This is a genomic window from Nodularia sp. UHCC 0506 (assembly GCF_034931045.1).
Classification (GTDB): domain Bacteria; phylum Cyanobacteriota; class Cyanobacteriia; order Cyanobacteriales; family Nostocaceae; genus Nodularia.
Map to the genome: position 1 here is coordinate 14,508 of NZ_JAYGHH010000010.1, position 13,481 is coordinate 27,988.

Consider the following 13,481-nt stretch of genomic DNA (forward strand, 5'->3'; position numbering starts at 1 on the left):
TGGTGGGTAATGCCCACCATAAAACAGGGAGCAACGCGATGTTGTGAGATCATCATCAAAGACAGCAAGGGAGCAGGGTCATGAAGACCTTTTCACCTTTGTCTTTGGTAATCGAATTGTAAAAATTGTACCTTCCCCCCAAGTCGAATCAAAAAATAACTCTCCTTGATGATTGTTTTTGACAATTTGATAGCTATTGGGCAATCCCATACCTGTACCTTTACCGACAGTTTTAGTAGTGAAAAAAGGATTAAAAATCCTAGCTTTAACCTCTAGAGTCATACCTATGCCGTTATCTTGCACCGAAATTGCAACCGCCTCCGATGGCTCTACCATTGTAGTGATAGTAATTATGCCCTGATAATTTGGGTCAACCTCCATGATTTGCCGTTCTTCAATGGATTGAATAGCATTCATCAGCAGATTCATAAACACCTGATTTAGCAAGCCAATATAGCATTCAAATTTAGGTAGGTTGCCATAGTTCTTAATTACAGTAATCTCTGGACAGCCTGTTCGACCATTTAACTGACTTTGTAAAATCATCAGGGTATTATCAATATTTTCATGCAGGTCTACTGCTTTCAATCCAACTTCATCTAGGCGTGAAAAGGTTCGCAGAGATTGAACAATATCCTGAATCCGTAATGCCCCTGTTTTAATTGACTGAAGGGCTTTAGGTAAGTCTTTGATGATAAACTCTAAATCAACTTCTTTCATGACCTTCATGATTTCTCTTGAAGGAGTAGTATAGGAGGCTTGGTAAAGTTGAATTATTTTTAATAAAGCTTCAATATATTCTGTTACAGGTTCTAGGTTGCCGTAGATAAAGCTTACTGGATTGTTAATCTCATGGGCAATACCTGCTACCAGTTGACCCAAGCTGGACATTTTTTCTGATTGAATTAGTTGCACTTGGGTTTGTTGTAATTCTTGATAGGCTCGTTCGAGTTCTTGACTTTTGCACTGGGAAGTTTGATAAAGGTTGGCTTGTTGAATAGCGATCGCCATTTGAGTTGCTAAGTTTTTTAATAGCTCAATTTCATCTGGTTGCCAAGTTAGACTGTCATCAATTCGTCCCATCTCAAATGCACCTATTTTACCCTCGGTGTGAATCGGTAAAGCTAGATAAAGATTAATCTTCATTGATTCACAAAATGCTCTTAGCTCTTGATCTTGAATATCCTCTGGATTTTGGAGATCAATAGTATAAATTTCATCTTCAAAGATATGCTGAAATAACCGAGGAAATTCCTCAAGTTGATAAGAACCTAACCAACTGCAAAGTTGGGGATTTCGCTGTTCTTGCACTACTTCCCACAGGGGTGTTTGAGGATCACAGCGATACCAACCAAAGGTACAAATATCCACTTTGAGTTGCTGAAAAACTGCGTTGACAGCAGTCTCAAGAATACTGTCTAAGGCTAGAGAGTTGCGAATTTCTGTGCTGAGGTGATTGAGTAGTTGGCTGCGTTCAAGGAGGGCTTTGAGTTGAATTTCGGCTTGTTGTAGTTCAGTCAAGGTATCTTCTAAGTCGGTGGTTTGCAGCCGATAGTCTGCTTCAGACTCTTGCAATTCTTGATATTGCTTTTTCAGTAAAGCATCTGCCCTAGAGACAAAGACAAAGAGTACAATGTAAAGGACTCCAAAAATTAGAGAAATTCTGATAAAAATACTGCTTTGGGTTGATTCAATCTGCTGCAACCAGGGGGTAACATCGGTATATACTTCAAATACGCCGAGCATCTCTTTGTTAGTCTGCTGATCGTAAATCGGAATATAGCTGGCGAGTAAATGACGATTTTCAATATTGCTAGTTAAAGCTGTGAAGGTATCTCGATATCCAATATCACTGGCAACTTGTCCAGATTTAGCCGCTTGAAAAGCCGGAGATTTGGCTACATCTCCAATTTGAGCCAACTCCGTTGAGAATATAGTCCGCCCTTGCAAATCAAAAATCTTGACTTTGGCTATGGACGAACCTTGAACTTGGAGTAGTACAGCTCTATGAATCTGGCTAATTCTAGGGTCTGCGACTAGCTCTTGATCACTCAGGGTTTTGGTAGACAACAGAAATGATCCATACTCTGTCCAGAGGTTATTCGCAAGTATTTTTGTGATAATAACATTGTTTTCTTCCTTAATATTGACTAAGTTCTTTACAGCCTTCTGACGATAGAACCCAGTCAGCCAGGCAATAGCCAGGGTAAATGAAAGGAGACTAACAATCGAGAAATTTTGCAGTAACTTAAAACGTTTTGGCGATACTGAGGTATCTCCAAATAAAAGTCGATTGAGGAATGTGTTTGTTTTTAATTTGCGCGGTGGAGTGAAGTTTATCGGTGAATTCATGGAAATATTAATTCTAATTAAAGTTGAATGGCATTAAAAAAAGGCGAAACATCCCAGTTCACAAGGTCTGTGTGTAGTATTAAAATGATGGAATTTTAGGACATTAAAGGGGAAAATATCTGCTGGATTGACAATTGTCACGCCCAAAAGCCTTGCAAATAATGGATTTGCCTTTATCATTAGTGCCATTCAATTTTCAGACTATATTGTAGGTTTTTATATATCTCTCAATTTTACGTTTATTGATCTAAATAAGTGGGCGAGAAAATTTCCCAGGATGTAGCAAAAGTTAAGAGATGGAAGGAAGGTCAATTTTAACACAATAAACTAGAACTTACGCACTATATAAATTTCTGATGTTGTGAATTAACGGAAATAGGTTATCTCAGGCGTTGATCAATCATCCCTTGATCAATAGCGTAGGCATAGCTGTAAAAAGTGTGGGAAAATCAATAGAGGTTATTAATTTTTGTTTTTGACGTGCGATCGCGCAAACAAACTCAATAAATTGATGTGACACTAAGATCGGCTTACAATGAGTGTCGGGAGTGTCATAACCCAGACAAACTTAGATGAATGCGGACGAATTTTTTCAACAGGGATTTAATAAACATTTGCAAGGGGACTATCAAGAAGCCATCGCAAATTATACTCAGGCGATTCAGCTACATCCAGACTACGCCGAAGCTTACTATAACAGGGGTCTAATTCTCAGTGCGGAACTCAAAGATTATCATGGCGCGATCGCTAACTTTGATCAAGCAATAGACATTAATCCCCAGTTTGCTGAAGCATATTGTAACCGGGGGAATGCTTGTTATTTTTTAGGCAATTATGAGGGGGCGATCGCTGACTTTGATCAAGCAATAGACATTAATCCCCAGTTTGCCCAATCTTATCACAGTCGGGGTAATGCCTACTTAGCTTTAGAAAAATACAACCAAGCGATCGCAGATTATCAACAAGCCATAGAAAATAGTCCTCAGTTAGCTACCCAAATTAACTGCGATATTGCTAAAGCTTTACATAATCGGGGTGTGGCGCGTTGCAATTGTGGCGATAATCAAGGAGCGATCGCTGATTTTCAACAAGCTTTACAATGGCATCCTTATTTTGCCCCAGCTTACAGCAGTCGGGGTAATATCTATTATATTTTAGGAGATTATCAGCAAGCGATCGCAGAACATGACCGCGCCTTAAAACTAGATGCCAATTTAGCCGAAGTTTACCATAATCGGGGTAATGCCCGCTATGCTCTACAAGATAATCAAGGCGCTATCAAAGATTACAATCAGGCTTTGAAAATTAATCCGCACTTTTCGGAAGCTTACTATAATCGGGGACTTGTTTATTCACGCCTCCAAAATTTTCAGCAAGCATTAGCTGATTTTAACCAAGCACTGACATTGAACCCTGATGATGTTCAAGCATACTGCGAACGGGGTTTAGTTTGGGAAGCGTTAAAAGACTATCACCAAGCGCTGGCGGATTATAGTCAGGCATTACAAAACAATCCCACTTTGGCTTTAGTATACGGCTTTCGGGCTAATGTTCGTCGCCTTCTGGGAGACTATCAAGGGGCAATTGATGATATTAATCGACTTTTACAACTTCATCCTCATTTAGCTCAAGGATACTGCGATCGCGCGACAATTCGCCGTAGTCAAGGAGATTATCCAGGGGCAATTCAAGACTATACGAAGGCATTGCAGATTAATCCTAATTTAGCTGAAGCTTATTATGGCCGGGGTATTGCCTACGAAATTTTACAAGATTTTCTCGCAGCAGTCGCAGATAATACTCAAGCAATTGGGCTGTTTCCTGACTTTTCCCAAGCTTACTGCAACCGGGGTAATGCTCATCGTTTTTTAGGAAATGAAAAAGAGGCAATGGCAGATTATAATCAAGCATTAGAAATCAATGCTGATTTGATCGAAGCTTATTACAATCGGGCTGCTTTGTGCTATGCCAAACAAGACTATCAGGGCGCAGTTGCAGATTACACCCAAGTATTACAAAGAAATCCTCAATCTGCGACATTTTATAGCGATCGCGCCAATGCTCGCTATGCTCTACAAGACTATCAAGGAGCAATAGAAGATTATAATCAAGCTCTAGCTATAGACTCTAGTAGGGCTGAAGATTGGTATAACCGGGGTCGTAGTTTGGCGATGCTGGGAGAGTTAACCGCAGGATTGGTTGATTTAAACGCAGCTTTACAACATCAGCCTTATTGGGCTTCAGCCTTAATGCTGCGGGCTGATATCCGCCGTCGGCTTGAAGATTATCAAGGTGCAATTGCCGATTTCCAAAAATCTGCGGATATTTATAATAGAGATGGAAATATAGAATATTATCAACAAATTATTGAGGCGATCGCACAAATTGAGCATTCATAATCTTTGTAAACAAATTACAGTAATTTCCCAGTGATTGTAATACATCAAAAAATAATTACTCACAGATGTAGTGCCAAAATAAATCTGTAGTTCATGTAAATTAAAATAGATGTGTATATAACTTCTCTATATTGTTTTTTCCAGATATCTCAGAAATCACTGTATAGAATTATCTATTTTAAATTATCGTTTTGTTATCATGCTCTGCTAATGTGGCTTGTAATGCTGTTGCATAGCTAATAACTTTGCTAGAATATATTCAAAGCTTTGTGGAATCTTCTCTTCGTAAACTTCCTGTGCTTGTAGAAATTACCATCAACTTACCAAACTAACATTATGAATCGCTTCACCCCTGGCTTGTTTGTAGGTTTGCAAGCGTCTATGTCATCTCTGGCTACTCCTCAGAGAAGCAATAGTGCTAAACACCTACCCCTTTCTAACTATATCTATGACGGTGGACTTAACTTTGATCGTGGATCGGGACGCATCAATAGCGGTTATTAAATCCGCCTTAATCAAGTTGAATGTTCTCTCATTTGAGTAATTACTGAAATATTCATGAGAGAAATTAAGCAATGCGATCGCCGAAGGCGGGGCTTTACCCATCGCTAATACTTAATTCTGGAAATCATACCATGAACCAGAATTTTGCCAAGCGATCGCATTAAATTCTCATTAATTTCAGGTCATTTACAACTTGATGACCTGTTGTTTTATATTATACTTTATTCATGGACTTGAGAATTAGAATAAATTTTGAGTCTATTCAATTTTTGAAATATTTGCCCAAAACTAATAATAATTTTACAAAATGGCTAAAGAAATAGAGCGTAAATACTTACTCAAAGATGATAATTGGCGAAAAATAGCTCAAGGCAGTGTATATTGTCAAGGTTACATTGCTACAAAAGATCAAGTTACTGTCCGGGTGCGGATAGTAGGAAAACAAGGTTACTTAACCGTTAAAGGGCCTAGTGTTGAATTTTCAAGATTAGAGTTTGAGTATTCTATTCCTGTAGAAGATGCTCAAGAAATGCTAAATACGTTATGTCAAAAGCCTTTGATCGAAAAAATTAGATACAAAGTAGAATGGGGTGGTTTAATTTGGGAAATAGACGAATTTGATGGTTTAAATAAAGGATTGATTTTAGCAGAAGTAGAACTTAGTGATATCAATCAACAAATTTCACTACCCCCTTGGATTGGTGAAGAAGTATCCCACGACCCCAGATATTTCAACAGCTATTTAGTAACCAACCCCTTTTCTCAATGGTAATGGTGTCTAATTAATTGATAATTGTTAAGTAAGTTAGCGAGAATCAACTTAACTACGTAAAAAAAATGTAAAAATATTGTAACTTAGCTCGTAGTCAGGGCTTTAGCCCTGAATTCAATACTAAAATCCTGACTACAAACCTTTAATTATTGGTGACGACTTACTTAACTGTTAGATATGATTTTTCAATATACCGCAGCACTCGTAACCATAGCATCTATTAACTTTGCAAACTTAGTAGATTTCTATACCGAATTACTGAATAAAAAACCTTTATCATTCATTCCCAATGTTTATGCAGAGTTTCAACTTCCTGGAGTAAGATTGGGGATTTTTCAACCGCAAAAAAACCATACATCCGAATTTGCCAACTCAGCCAACAGCCAGATAAGTTTGTGTTTAGAAGTGAGTAACTTAGAACAAGCGATCGCGCATCTGGTAAATTTAGGCTATCCACCCCCTGGCGAAATCTCCACAGCTTCCCACGGGCGAGAAGTTTATGCTTATGACCCCGATGGCAACCGCTTGATTTTACATCAAAAATAGACCCAATCAATAAACCTCCCCGTTCCTGATTTCTCTGTGTCCTCTGCGCCTCTGTGGTTGGTTTATTTATGAAAAAAATGTTATAATTAGTGGTTATTGGTAATTAAGTATGTCTTTAACTCAAAACTATAAATTAAACCTGATCCAATGGTATCCAGGTCATATTGCTAAAGCAGAAAAAAAGCTGAAAGAACAGCTAACGCGGGTAGATGTGGTACTGGAAGTACGAGACGGGCGAATTCCTTTGGCGACACATCACCCCCAAATAGATGAATGGGTGGGAGATAAACCGCGTGTATTGGTATTAAACCGATTAGATATGATTTTGCCCCAAGTGCGATCGCTGTGGGTAGATTGGTTCAAGCGTCATGGAGAAGTCGCCTATTCTACCAACGCAAAACAAGGTCAAGGAATAACAGCGATCGCTAAAGCCGCCCAAGCAGCAGGAGTACAACTCAATCAAAGAAGACGCGATCGCGGAATGTTACCTCGTCCAGTCCGGGCTGTAGTTATTGGTTTTCCCAACGTGGGTAAATCAGCCTTAATTAACCGTCTTTTAGGAAAACGAGTAGTGGAAAGTGCAGCCCGTCCGGGAGTAACTCGTTCCTTACGTTGGGTGAGAATTTCCGAACACTTAGAATTACTAGATTCTCCTGGTATTATACCTTTGAGAATGGGAAATCAAGAAGCTGCAATCAAATTAGCAATTTGTGATGATATTGGTCAAGCCTCCTATGATAATCAATTAGTAGCAGCCGCTTTCATCGATTTACTCAACGAACTGCAAGAGACAGCCGGAAATTTATTACCACCATCACCCTTATATACCCGCTATCAACTTGACCCCGTAATGTACACCGGAGAAAGTTATTTACACGCCTTAGCCGAACATCGTTACAAAGGAGATGTAGAACGCACAGCCAGACATTTGTTAACAGATTTTCGTAAAGGCTTATTAGGCACAATACCCCTGGAATTACCGCCTAGCTTGTAGACAGACGTTTCCCGCGATTTACTTCAAGTCGTGGCGAGTAATCCTAATACTCTGCCAGAAATTGTAGAAAAGCTAAAAAAAGAGGAATAATTAATGCTGGATTTAATGGAATTAAAATGGACTAAAAATATCAAAGATCCAGATAAGTGGGCTTATAAAGACATACCTCTCATATATCCAGATTTAAAGATTTTTACACTGGCTTGGAGAAACTTTGAAAATAAGGATATAGAAAATGCAAAAGCCCCAAAAGAAGGTGATCAAATTATTTTAAGGCAAAAAGGTAAAGTAACACACATTGTTCAACTGCTGAACAATCAACTTTATTTTGATAAATATGCTACCAATGAATTTAGTATTTATCGACTTGTTAATGTGGTTTGGATGGCTGATTTTTTGAATAATCCTCCAGATAATGAAGAAGTCTTTGGTTGCCATATTAACTTTCCTGCAAATGGAAAAGTTATCAGTTTAGCAAATATACAACAATTCCAAAATCGTTGGGGTGAAGGAGGATTAACCGAATTTCAGCAGCATATCAGCAAAGTATTAAGTTAATTCTTATCTTGCACCAGGCGATAATTAGTTACGGCTATACAGGTGATATCCTGGATTTTCTATTTAGTCCGCGCGTAGGCGGACTTAGTTTGTGTAGCCGTAGTTTCTAATCGCCAGGGTTAGGTGCAAGATGTCATTAAAACATTGATTTTTAAGACAGCCGTTTAGCTTCCACAGTTAACGGTAAACTAGCCGCATCTGGTAATTCGCTAAATTCTAATTCCCAGCCATTTGCTAAAGTCAGAACTACCCCATCGTTGCTATCTGCTTGTTTAACAACTTCTTCTTCCAGGTCTTTTTTAGCAACGTAAGCCACCAAAGTCCCCGCACCATTCATCCGCAGCATTACTTTCATGAATTCTCCTCAACCGCTTCTAGTTCTCTTTTCCGACAACCGACAACGAACCCTTTCTCCAAAAAATGCACCGCATAAATATAGGAATTTTGTAGATAAGTGCCTATACTTGCTATGTAGCCAATATCCCCTTTGTTGCCTAACACCTCCCCGACTTCTTTACCAGCAAACGTCCCATCATTTTTGATCAGTTTGCGAAGTCTGACTTTTTGACCAATTTCAAAAACAGGCGGTAAATTTAGCTCTAATTCGTCAGGTTGCATGAGAGTACCTCTGTTCTCTTACCAAATTCAAAAGTTCTTCAACGGTTAAATTACGTTTTTGCTTTACCGACTGCTGGCGGACTGCATCCAAAACAGACTGGGTTTCCTCTGGGTTGAGGAAAATATCATTTTGCTGTAGCAAGCTTGTCACCAAATGTCTTCCAGAATGCTTACCCACCACTAAACGCCGTTCCCAACCTACTTCTTCCGGTGCAAATGGTTCGTAAGTCAGGGGGTTTTGCAGTACACCATGAGCATGGATTCCCGATTCATGAGCGAAGGTATTTTCACCCACAATCGCTTTCCAAGGTGGGACATGACAATTGGATGCTGAAGCTACCAGTTGCGATAGTTCCAACAAACGGCGAGTATCAATCCCCAAATTGATCCCATAGATGCGTTTAATAGACATGACAACTTCTTCTAAAGCTGCATTTCCCGCCCTTTCGCCTACGCCGTTAACGGTGGTATTGACAGATGTAGCTCCGGCTTTGATACCAGCTAAGGCGTTAGCAGTCGCCAAGCCAAAATCATTGTGAGTGTGAATTTCTAGGGGAATGGACAAAGCCGAAACCAGCTGTTTGACTTTGGCGTAGGTGCTGAAGGGGTCGAGAACTCCCACAGTATCGCAAAAACGGAATCTTGATGCACCCCATTCTTGAGCATTCAGGGCGACATCTAAGAGGAAATTAGGGTCAGCTCTAGAAGAATCTTCGCCACCGACTGCTACCCAAAGACCTTGATCAACTGCAAAGCTGATGCAGTCTTTGAGTCTTTGCAAACTTACCCGCCATTGACCATGAAATTTAGCAGCAATGTGGATACCAGAAACGGGAATGGCGATATGTACTCTTTTCAAACCGCAGGTGATGGAAGCTTTAATATCTGAAAGTACCGCCCGGTTCCAACCGAGAAGACTTGCTTGCAAACCTAAGTCAGCAATTGCTAGAATAGCGTGGGTTTCTGCTTCGCCCATTGCGGGAATTCCCACTTCTAGCTCAGGAACACCAATGGCATCGAGAAATTGCGCGATCGCTACTTTCTCTTCAAAGGTAAAAGCAACACCCGCCGCTTGTTCACCATCACGTAATGTAGTGTCATTAATTAAGATTTCATTCATCTCAAACATCCCTCTTAGGAATTATTCTTAATATGCTTTCTGCTTTGGGAGCTTATTTACCTGTAATTTGTGTAATGGTAAATGCGTCATACAAATGCTGATAGCTCGCGTGGCGAAGCCATTATGATGAATGGTAAATGCTATAAACTCTCAGATTTAATAGTTCATCTTCATGATTATTAAATCATAGCTAAATTCCCACATCATATCTGTATGACAGAGAACCAAATAGCGGTATATTTTAGAATTATTTTTACTATTGCTAAATTAAGTATTTTATAATAGCGAGTTATTAAGGTAACTATTAGAAATTCTCAATACAGCAAAATAGCAAATATGGCAAGAAAGTTAACAATTATAGTGCTTTGCTCGGACAATGACACATAATTTATTGGGTGTCGTGAGGGCAAGCTAATACACTAGAATTCAGATAAAAATCTGTTAATGATGCTTATCTAGCCAATCTAAAATCTGCTCTAGTTGCTCTAGGTTGACCAGTCCATATTGCCAAAGGAGCATGGGTAAGGGACCATTATCAAATTTACGATGTCGTTGGGCTACAGCAATATCTGCATTTGTTAGTTCGAGTTCTTGGTGTAAGAAATTCAGAAGTTTTCTCTCGCTGTTACAGATGGTCATACAATTTTGGATTTTGGATTTTGGATTTTGGTTCGACCCACAGATCAATCTGGGGGTACATCACGCAGAGGAGCGAGTTTAGGAGTTTTTTGTATTCCAGCAGCGTTCTAGCCAATCTACTAATTCGTGGCGCGAGGCGAGAAACTGCATTAGGGTACTGCGGATGAGGATGGCTTCTAGGAGGTTATTGACTTTGACTCGTAGGGAACCATCGCTATGACAGCAGCAGGGAATCTTTAATTCTTGTAAACGTTGGGAAATTCGCCAACGATCGCACAAGGGAATCTGCAAAACTTGATAGCCACGGGGGTCGGAACTATGAGGTGGTAACATGATTAATGATTTTTGGTCAACAGTTCTTTTTCCTGGGTTTGCAGTTGCTGTTCTAGTTTCTCGATGCGGGAAAGTAAAGAACTAATTACTGTTGCTTGGTCATCAGGGAGTTTTCCATGTTCTAGGGGATGAACGTTAGTGTTTGGTTTGGGAGAAATAATTCTACCAGGAATCCCGACGACGGTTGCATCTGGGGGAACATCACGCAACACAATAGAACCAGCACCAATACGGACGCGATCGCTAATTTGAATATTTCCCAAAACTTTCGCACCCGCACCTACCACAACATTGTTACCCACCGTAGGATGACGCTTACCACTTTCTTTACCAGTACCGCCCAAGGTAACACCCTGATAAATTAGCGTATAGTTTCCCACAATGGCAGTTTCACCAATCACCACACCCATACCGTGGTCAATAAACACACCTTGACCAATGTCTGCACCTGGATGAATTTCAATTCCGGTCAAAAATCGCGCCAAGTGAGAAATCAGACGGGGAATGAAACCCACACCCCGACAGTGTAACCAGTGGGCGACACGATGCAAACACAAAGCGTGTAACCCTGGGTAGCAAAACACCACCTCTAGCCAATTCCGTGCGGCTGGGTCGCGTTCAAAGATGATTTTAAAATCACTCAACAGTGGTTCTAAAAAAGCACCAGAGAACAGACTTTTTAGCAAGGATGTCTTTGGAGAACGTGCTTTAATTGCAGCCTGATGGTTTTTGATACTGTTTAATGACTGTTGCATCGGTAGTGTTTGGTTCCAAGAGCCATGTGCTATTTTTATGCTTATATCAGGTGACTCCCAACTGGACAGTACATTAAACGTCGATTGGATTTATTGGATTAATTACAGTTGTACTCAAGCATCTTAAACCGTGATTTAAGATAAACTTTAAATTTCCCTTGGGGTAGGGGTGCTAGTATTTAATAATGGGGGTTCTGGTGTTTTTTGGGTAGAGGGTTCAGAATTTTTGTACTCACTACAAAAAACTTTACCTGTAAGAGTTTGCAGCGCATTAGGCAAGTTATTTTGCAATATATTAAGTTGTACTCACTTGCGCGCCAAGATGAAGTAGACTCGATAACAAATGATATATCTGTATACTCAGCTACGATCCTATTCTATTATTTAGTTAGGGAAAAAACAGGTTTCTTCATTTTATTTTAGGTTTTGTTGTCTGTGTGTACATATACGTTTCTTAATATAACGTTTGTAGTGAGGACTTTACTCCTCTCCTGAAGACGCTACGCTAAAAATAAAGGGCTAAAGCCCTGACTACGAACTCAACATATATTGATAACAGCGAATTTACTTAAGGCGATTAAGTATCAACTGTGCTAAGACAGGATGGCGTGCATCTCAACATTCCATGAAACAGCAAAAAAATACATTTAGCCATCTCACCGCCATAGAAAGAACTTCTTTATCTTTTCCTGCACAGTTTTTATTAAATCAAAACCTGCTTCAAGGAAAAATTCTAGATTTTGGTTGTGGCTTTGGTAATGATGTAAAAATCCTCAGCCAAAAAGGGTTTGATATTACAGGCTATGACCCGCATTATTTTGCCCAATATCCTCAAGGTAAATTTAATACAATAGTTTGTTTTTATGTATTAAACGTATTGTTCCCTGAAGAACAAGCCAATATCCTCATGGAAGTATCACATTTATTAAAACCAGGAGGTAAAGCTTATTATGCTGTGAGAAGGGATATTAAAAGAGAAGGATTTCGAGAACATTATGTCCATAAAAAACCTACATATCAATGTTTAGCCAAACTTCCCTTTCATTCATTATACGCAGATGAGATGCGGGAATTATATGAGTATGTTCATTATAATCAACAGCGAAATTCAACTAATTATTGTATATTTTGTAATCCTCATAAACATTTGAGAATATTAACAGAATCAGCTACCGCTTATGCTATGTTGGATGGCTACCCTATCAGTAAAGGACATACTTTAGTTATTCCTAAACGTCATGTCAGCAATTATTTTGACTTACCTTTTAAAGAACAATCTGCGTGCTGGTTCATGGTGAATAAAGTCCAAGAAATTCTCAAGGCAGAATTTGCACCTGATGGTTTTAATGTAGGTATGAATATTAATCGAGCCGGCGGGCAGAATGTCATGCACACCAGTATTCATATCATCCCACGTTACAAAGGTGATACTATTAGTAAAAGTGGTATTAGAAAAGTTATTCCTAAAAGCAAATAGTTATATAGCAATTCTCAAGAAGTTACGAATCCAAAGCTCCCCGACTTCTTCAAGAAGTCTGTGATCTAAATTCATGCTACTTGTGACGACTGTTCTAGAGTTTTGGGTTCTGGTAGAGATTCACCATTTTCCAAAGCTGTCTCAATTAACATTTCTAAAACTTCTTGAGCATTTTTACAAGCTTCTTCATAGGTATCTCCGTGAGTATGACAAAACTCTCCCCATTCAGGAAGACTGACTACAAAACACTCATCTTCATGAGACCATTGAATAATTATTGTGTAGTGAGAATTCATTTTAGTTCGTCCTCCTGAACATTTTTAATTTCTGCTAACCTTTGAAGTGCATTATTAACGTCTTTTTCCTGGTAAGCCTTAGCATCCAGCAATTCTCATTTTAAGGTTTCATGACATT

Annotated in this window: 14 protein-coding genes and 1 pseudogene; 7 read left to right on the top strand and 8 right to left on the bottom strand. The window is 39.3% G+C overall.

The features are described 5' to 3' along the window. Positions 1 to 78 precede the first annotated feature (78 nt). Complete coding sequence (locus tag VB654_RS08990) at positions 79 to 2,352, bottom strand: ATP-binding protein (RefSeq protein WP_323213377.1); 2,274 nt, start codon at positions 2,350 to 2,352, stop codon at positions 79 to 81. Between the two features lie 572 nt (positions 2,353 to 2,924). On the opposite strand from VB654_RS08990, the gene VB654_RS08995 reads away from it, so the two are divergent. The 6 genes from VB654_RS08995 (at position 2,925) to VB654_RS09020 (ending at position 8,125) form a co-directional block, all read left to right on the top strand. Next, positions 2,925 to 4,751: a tetratricopeptide repeat protein gene (locus VB654_RS08995; protein ID WP_323213378.1), complete on the top strand. Its 1,827-nt coding sequence runs from the start codon at positions 2,925 to 2,927 to the stop codon at positions 4,749 to 4,751. 336 nt (positions 4,752 to 5,087) lie between these two features. Further along, the gene (locus tag VB654_RS09000; RefSeq protein ID WP_323213379.1) at positions 5,088 to 5,255 is read left to right on the top strand and encodes a hypothetical protein; all 168 of its coding nucleotides are present in this window, start codon (positions 5,088 to 5,090) and stop codon (positions 5,253 to 5,255) included. A gap of 307 nt (positions 5,256 to 5,562) precedes the next feature. After that, positions 5,563 to 6,027 carry a CYTH domain-containing protein gene (locus VB654_RS09005; protein WP_323213380.1) on the top strand — a complete coding sequence of 155 codons (465 nt, stop codon included), beginning with the start codon at positions 5,563 to 5,565 and terminating at the stop codon, positions 6,025 to 6,027. Between the two features lie 177 nt (positions 6,028 to 6,204). After that, entirely contained in the window at positions 6,205 to 6,573 is a 369-nt protein-coding gene (locus tag VB654_RS09010; protein WP_323213381.1) for a VOC family protein, read from the top strand. Between the two features lie 109 nt (positions 6,574 to 6,682). Continuing rightward, positions 6,683 to 7,567, top strand: a complete 885-nt coding sequence (ylqF, locus tag VB654_RS09015) for a ribosome biogenesis GTPase YlqF (protein ID WP_323213382.1) — start codon at positions 6,683 to 6,685, stop codon at positions 7,565 to 7,567. Between the two features lie 93 nt (positions 7,568 to 7,660). Continuing rightward, on the top strand, positions 7,661 to 8,125 hold the full coding sequence (locus VB654_RS09020) for a hypothetical protein (protein WP_323213383.1): 465 nt from the start codon (positions 7,661 to 7,663) through the stop codon (positions 8,123 to 8,125). A gap of 151 nt (positions 8,126 to 8,276) precedes the next feature. Here VB654_RS09020 and nifT read toward each other — a convergent pair whose 3' ends face one another. From nifT to cysE, 6 genes and pseudogenes are all read right to left on the bottom strand, one after another. Continuing rightward, positions 8,277 to 8,471: a putative nitrogen fixation protein NifT gene (nifT, locus tag VB654_RS09025; RefSeq protein WP_323213472.1), complete on the bottom strand. Its 195-nt coding sequence runs from the start codon at positions 8,469 to 8,471 to the stop codon at positions 8,277 to 8,279. Next, a pseudogene (locus VB654_RS09030) lies at positions 8,425 to 8,743 on the bottom strand (nitrogen fixation protein NifZ). Before VB654_RS09030 ends, nifT begins: the two are co-directional and overlap by 47 nt. Then, positions 8,733 to 9,863 (bottom strand): homocitrate synthase, encoded by a 1,131-nt coding sequence (gene nifV / locus VB654_RS09035; protein WP_323213384.1) that lies wholly within the window; start codon positions 9,861 to 9,863, stop codon positions 8,733 to 8,735. The pseudogene VB654_RS09030 and the gene nifV overlap by 11 nt, the downstream one beginning before the upstream one ends. Positions 9,864 to 10,304: 441 nt before the next feature. Continuing rightward, a complete protein-coding gene (locus tag VB654_RS09040) occupies positions 10,305 to 10,502 on the bottom strand; it encodes a DUF2949 domain-containing protein (RefSeq protein ID WP_323213385.1) in 198 nt (65 codons plus the stop codon). Positions 10,503 to 10,580: 78 nt separating this feature from the next. After that, positions 10,581 to 10,835: an Asr1405/Asl0597 family protein gene (locus VB654_RS09045; RefSeq protein ID WP_323213386.1), complete on the bottom strand. Its 255-nt coding sequence runs from the start codon at positions 10,833 to 10,835 to the stop codon at positions 10,581 to 10,583. Between the two features lie 2 nt (positions 10,836 to 10,837). Beyond that, positions 10,838 to 11,590 carry a serine O-acetyltransferase gene (gene cysE / locus VB654_RS09050; RefSeq protein ID WP_323213387.1) on the bottom strand — a complete coding sequence of 251 codons (753 nt, stop codon included), beginning with the start codon at positions 11,588 to 11,590 and terminating at the stop codon, positions 10,838 to 10,840. Positions 11,591 to 12,215: 625 nt separating this feature from the next. Here cysE and VB654_RS09055 point away from each other — a divergent pair. Further along, positions 12,216 to 13,067, top strand: a complete 852-nt coding sequence (locus VB654_RS09055) for a bifunctional class I SAM-dependent methyltransferase/HIT family protein (protein ID WP_323213388.1) — start codon at positions 12,216 to 12,218, stop codon at positions 13,065 to 13,067. Between the two features lie 71 nt (positions 13,068 to 13,138). Here VB654_RS09055 and VB654_RS09060 read toward each other — a convergent pair whose 3' ends face one another. Next, a complete protein-coding gene (locus tag VB654_RS09060; RefSeq protein WP_323213389.1) occupies positions 13,139 to 13,363 on the bottom strand; it encodes a type II toxin-antitoxin system HicB family antitoxin in 225 nt (74 codons plus the stop codon). Positions 13,364 to 13,481: the final 118 nt, after the last annotated feature.

Coding starts and splice junctions, on each gene's coding strand:
- VB654_RS08990 (WP_323213377.1), bottom strand. CDS start 2,352: ATGAATTCACCGATAAACTTCACTCCACCGCGCAAATTAAAAACAAAC.
- VB654_RS08995 (WP_323213378.1), top strand. CDS start 2,925: ATGAATGCGGACGAATTTTTTCAACAGGGATTTAATAAACATTTGCAA.
- VB654_RS09000 (WP_323213379.1), top strand. CDS start 5,088: ATGAATCGCTTCACCCCTGGCTTGTTTGTAGGTTTGCAAGCGTCTATG.
- VB654_RS09005 (WP_323213380.1), top strand. CDS start 5,563: ATGGCTAAAGAAATAGAGCGTAAATACTTACTCAAAGATGATAATTGG.
- VB654_RS09010 (WP_323213381.1), top strand. CDS start 6,205: ATGATTTTTCAATATACCGCAGCACTCGTAACCATAGCATCTATTAAC.
- ylqF (WP_323213382.1), top strand. CDS start 6,683: ATGTCTTTAACTCAAAACTATAAATTAAACCTGATCCAATGGTATCCA.
- VB654_RS09020 (WP_323213383.1), top strand. CDS start 7,661: ATGCTGGATTTAATGGAATTAAAATGGACTAAAAATATCAAAGATCCA.
- nifT (WP_323213472.1), bottom strand. CDS start 8,471: ATGCTGCGGATGAATGGTGCGGGGACTTTGGTGGCTTACGTTGCTAAA.
- nifV (WP_323213384.1), bottom strand. CDS start 9,863: ATGAATGAAATCTTAATTAATGACACTACATTACGTGATGGTGAACAA.
- VB654_RS09040 (WP_323213385.1), bottom strand. CDS start 10,502: ATGACCATCTGTAACAGCGAGAGAAAACTTCTGAATTTCTTACACCAA.
- VB654_RS09045 (WP_323213386.1), bottom strand. CDS start 10,835: ATGTTACCACCTCATAGTTCCGACCCCCGTGGCTATCAAGTTTTGCAG.
- cysE (WP_323213387.1), bottom strand. CDS start 11,590: ATGCAACAGTCATTAAACAGTATCAAAAACCATCAGGCTGCAATTAAA.
- VB654_RS09055 (WP_323213388.1), top strand. CDS start 12,216: ATGAAACAGCAAAAAAATACATTTAGCCATCTCACCGCCATAGAAAGA.
- VB654_RS09060 (WP_323213389.1), bottom strand. CDS start 13,363: ATGAATTCTCACTACACAATAATTATTCAATGGTCTCATGAAGATGAG.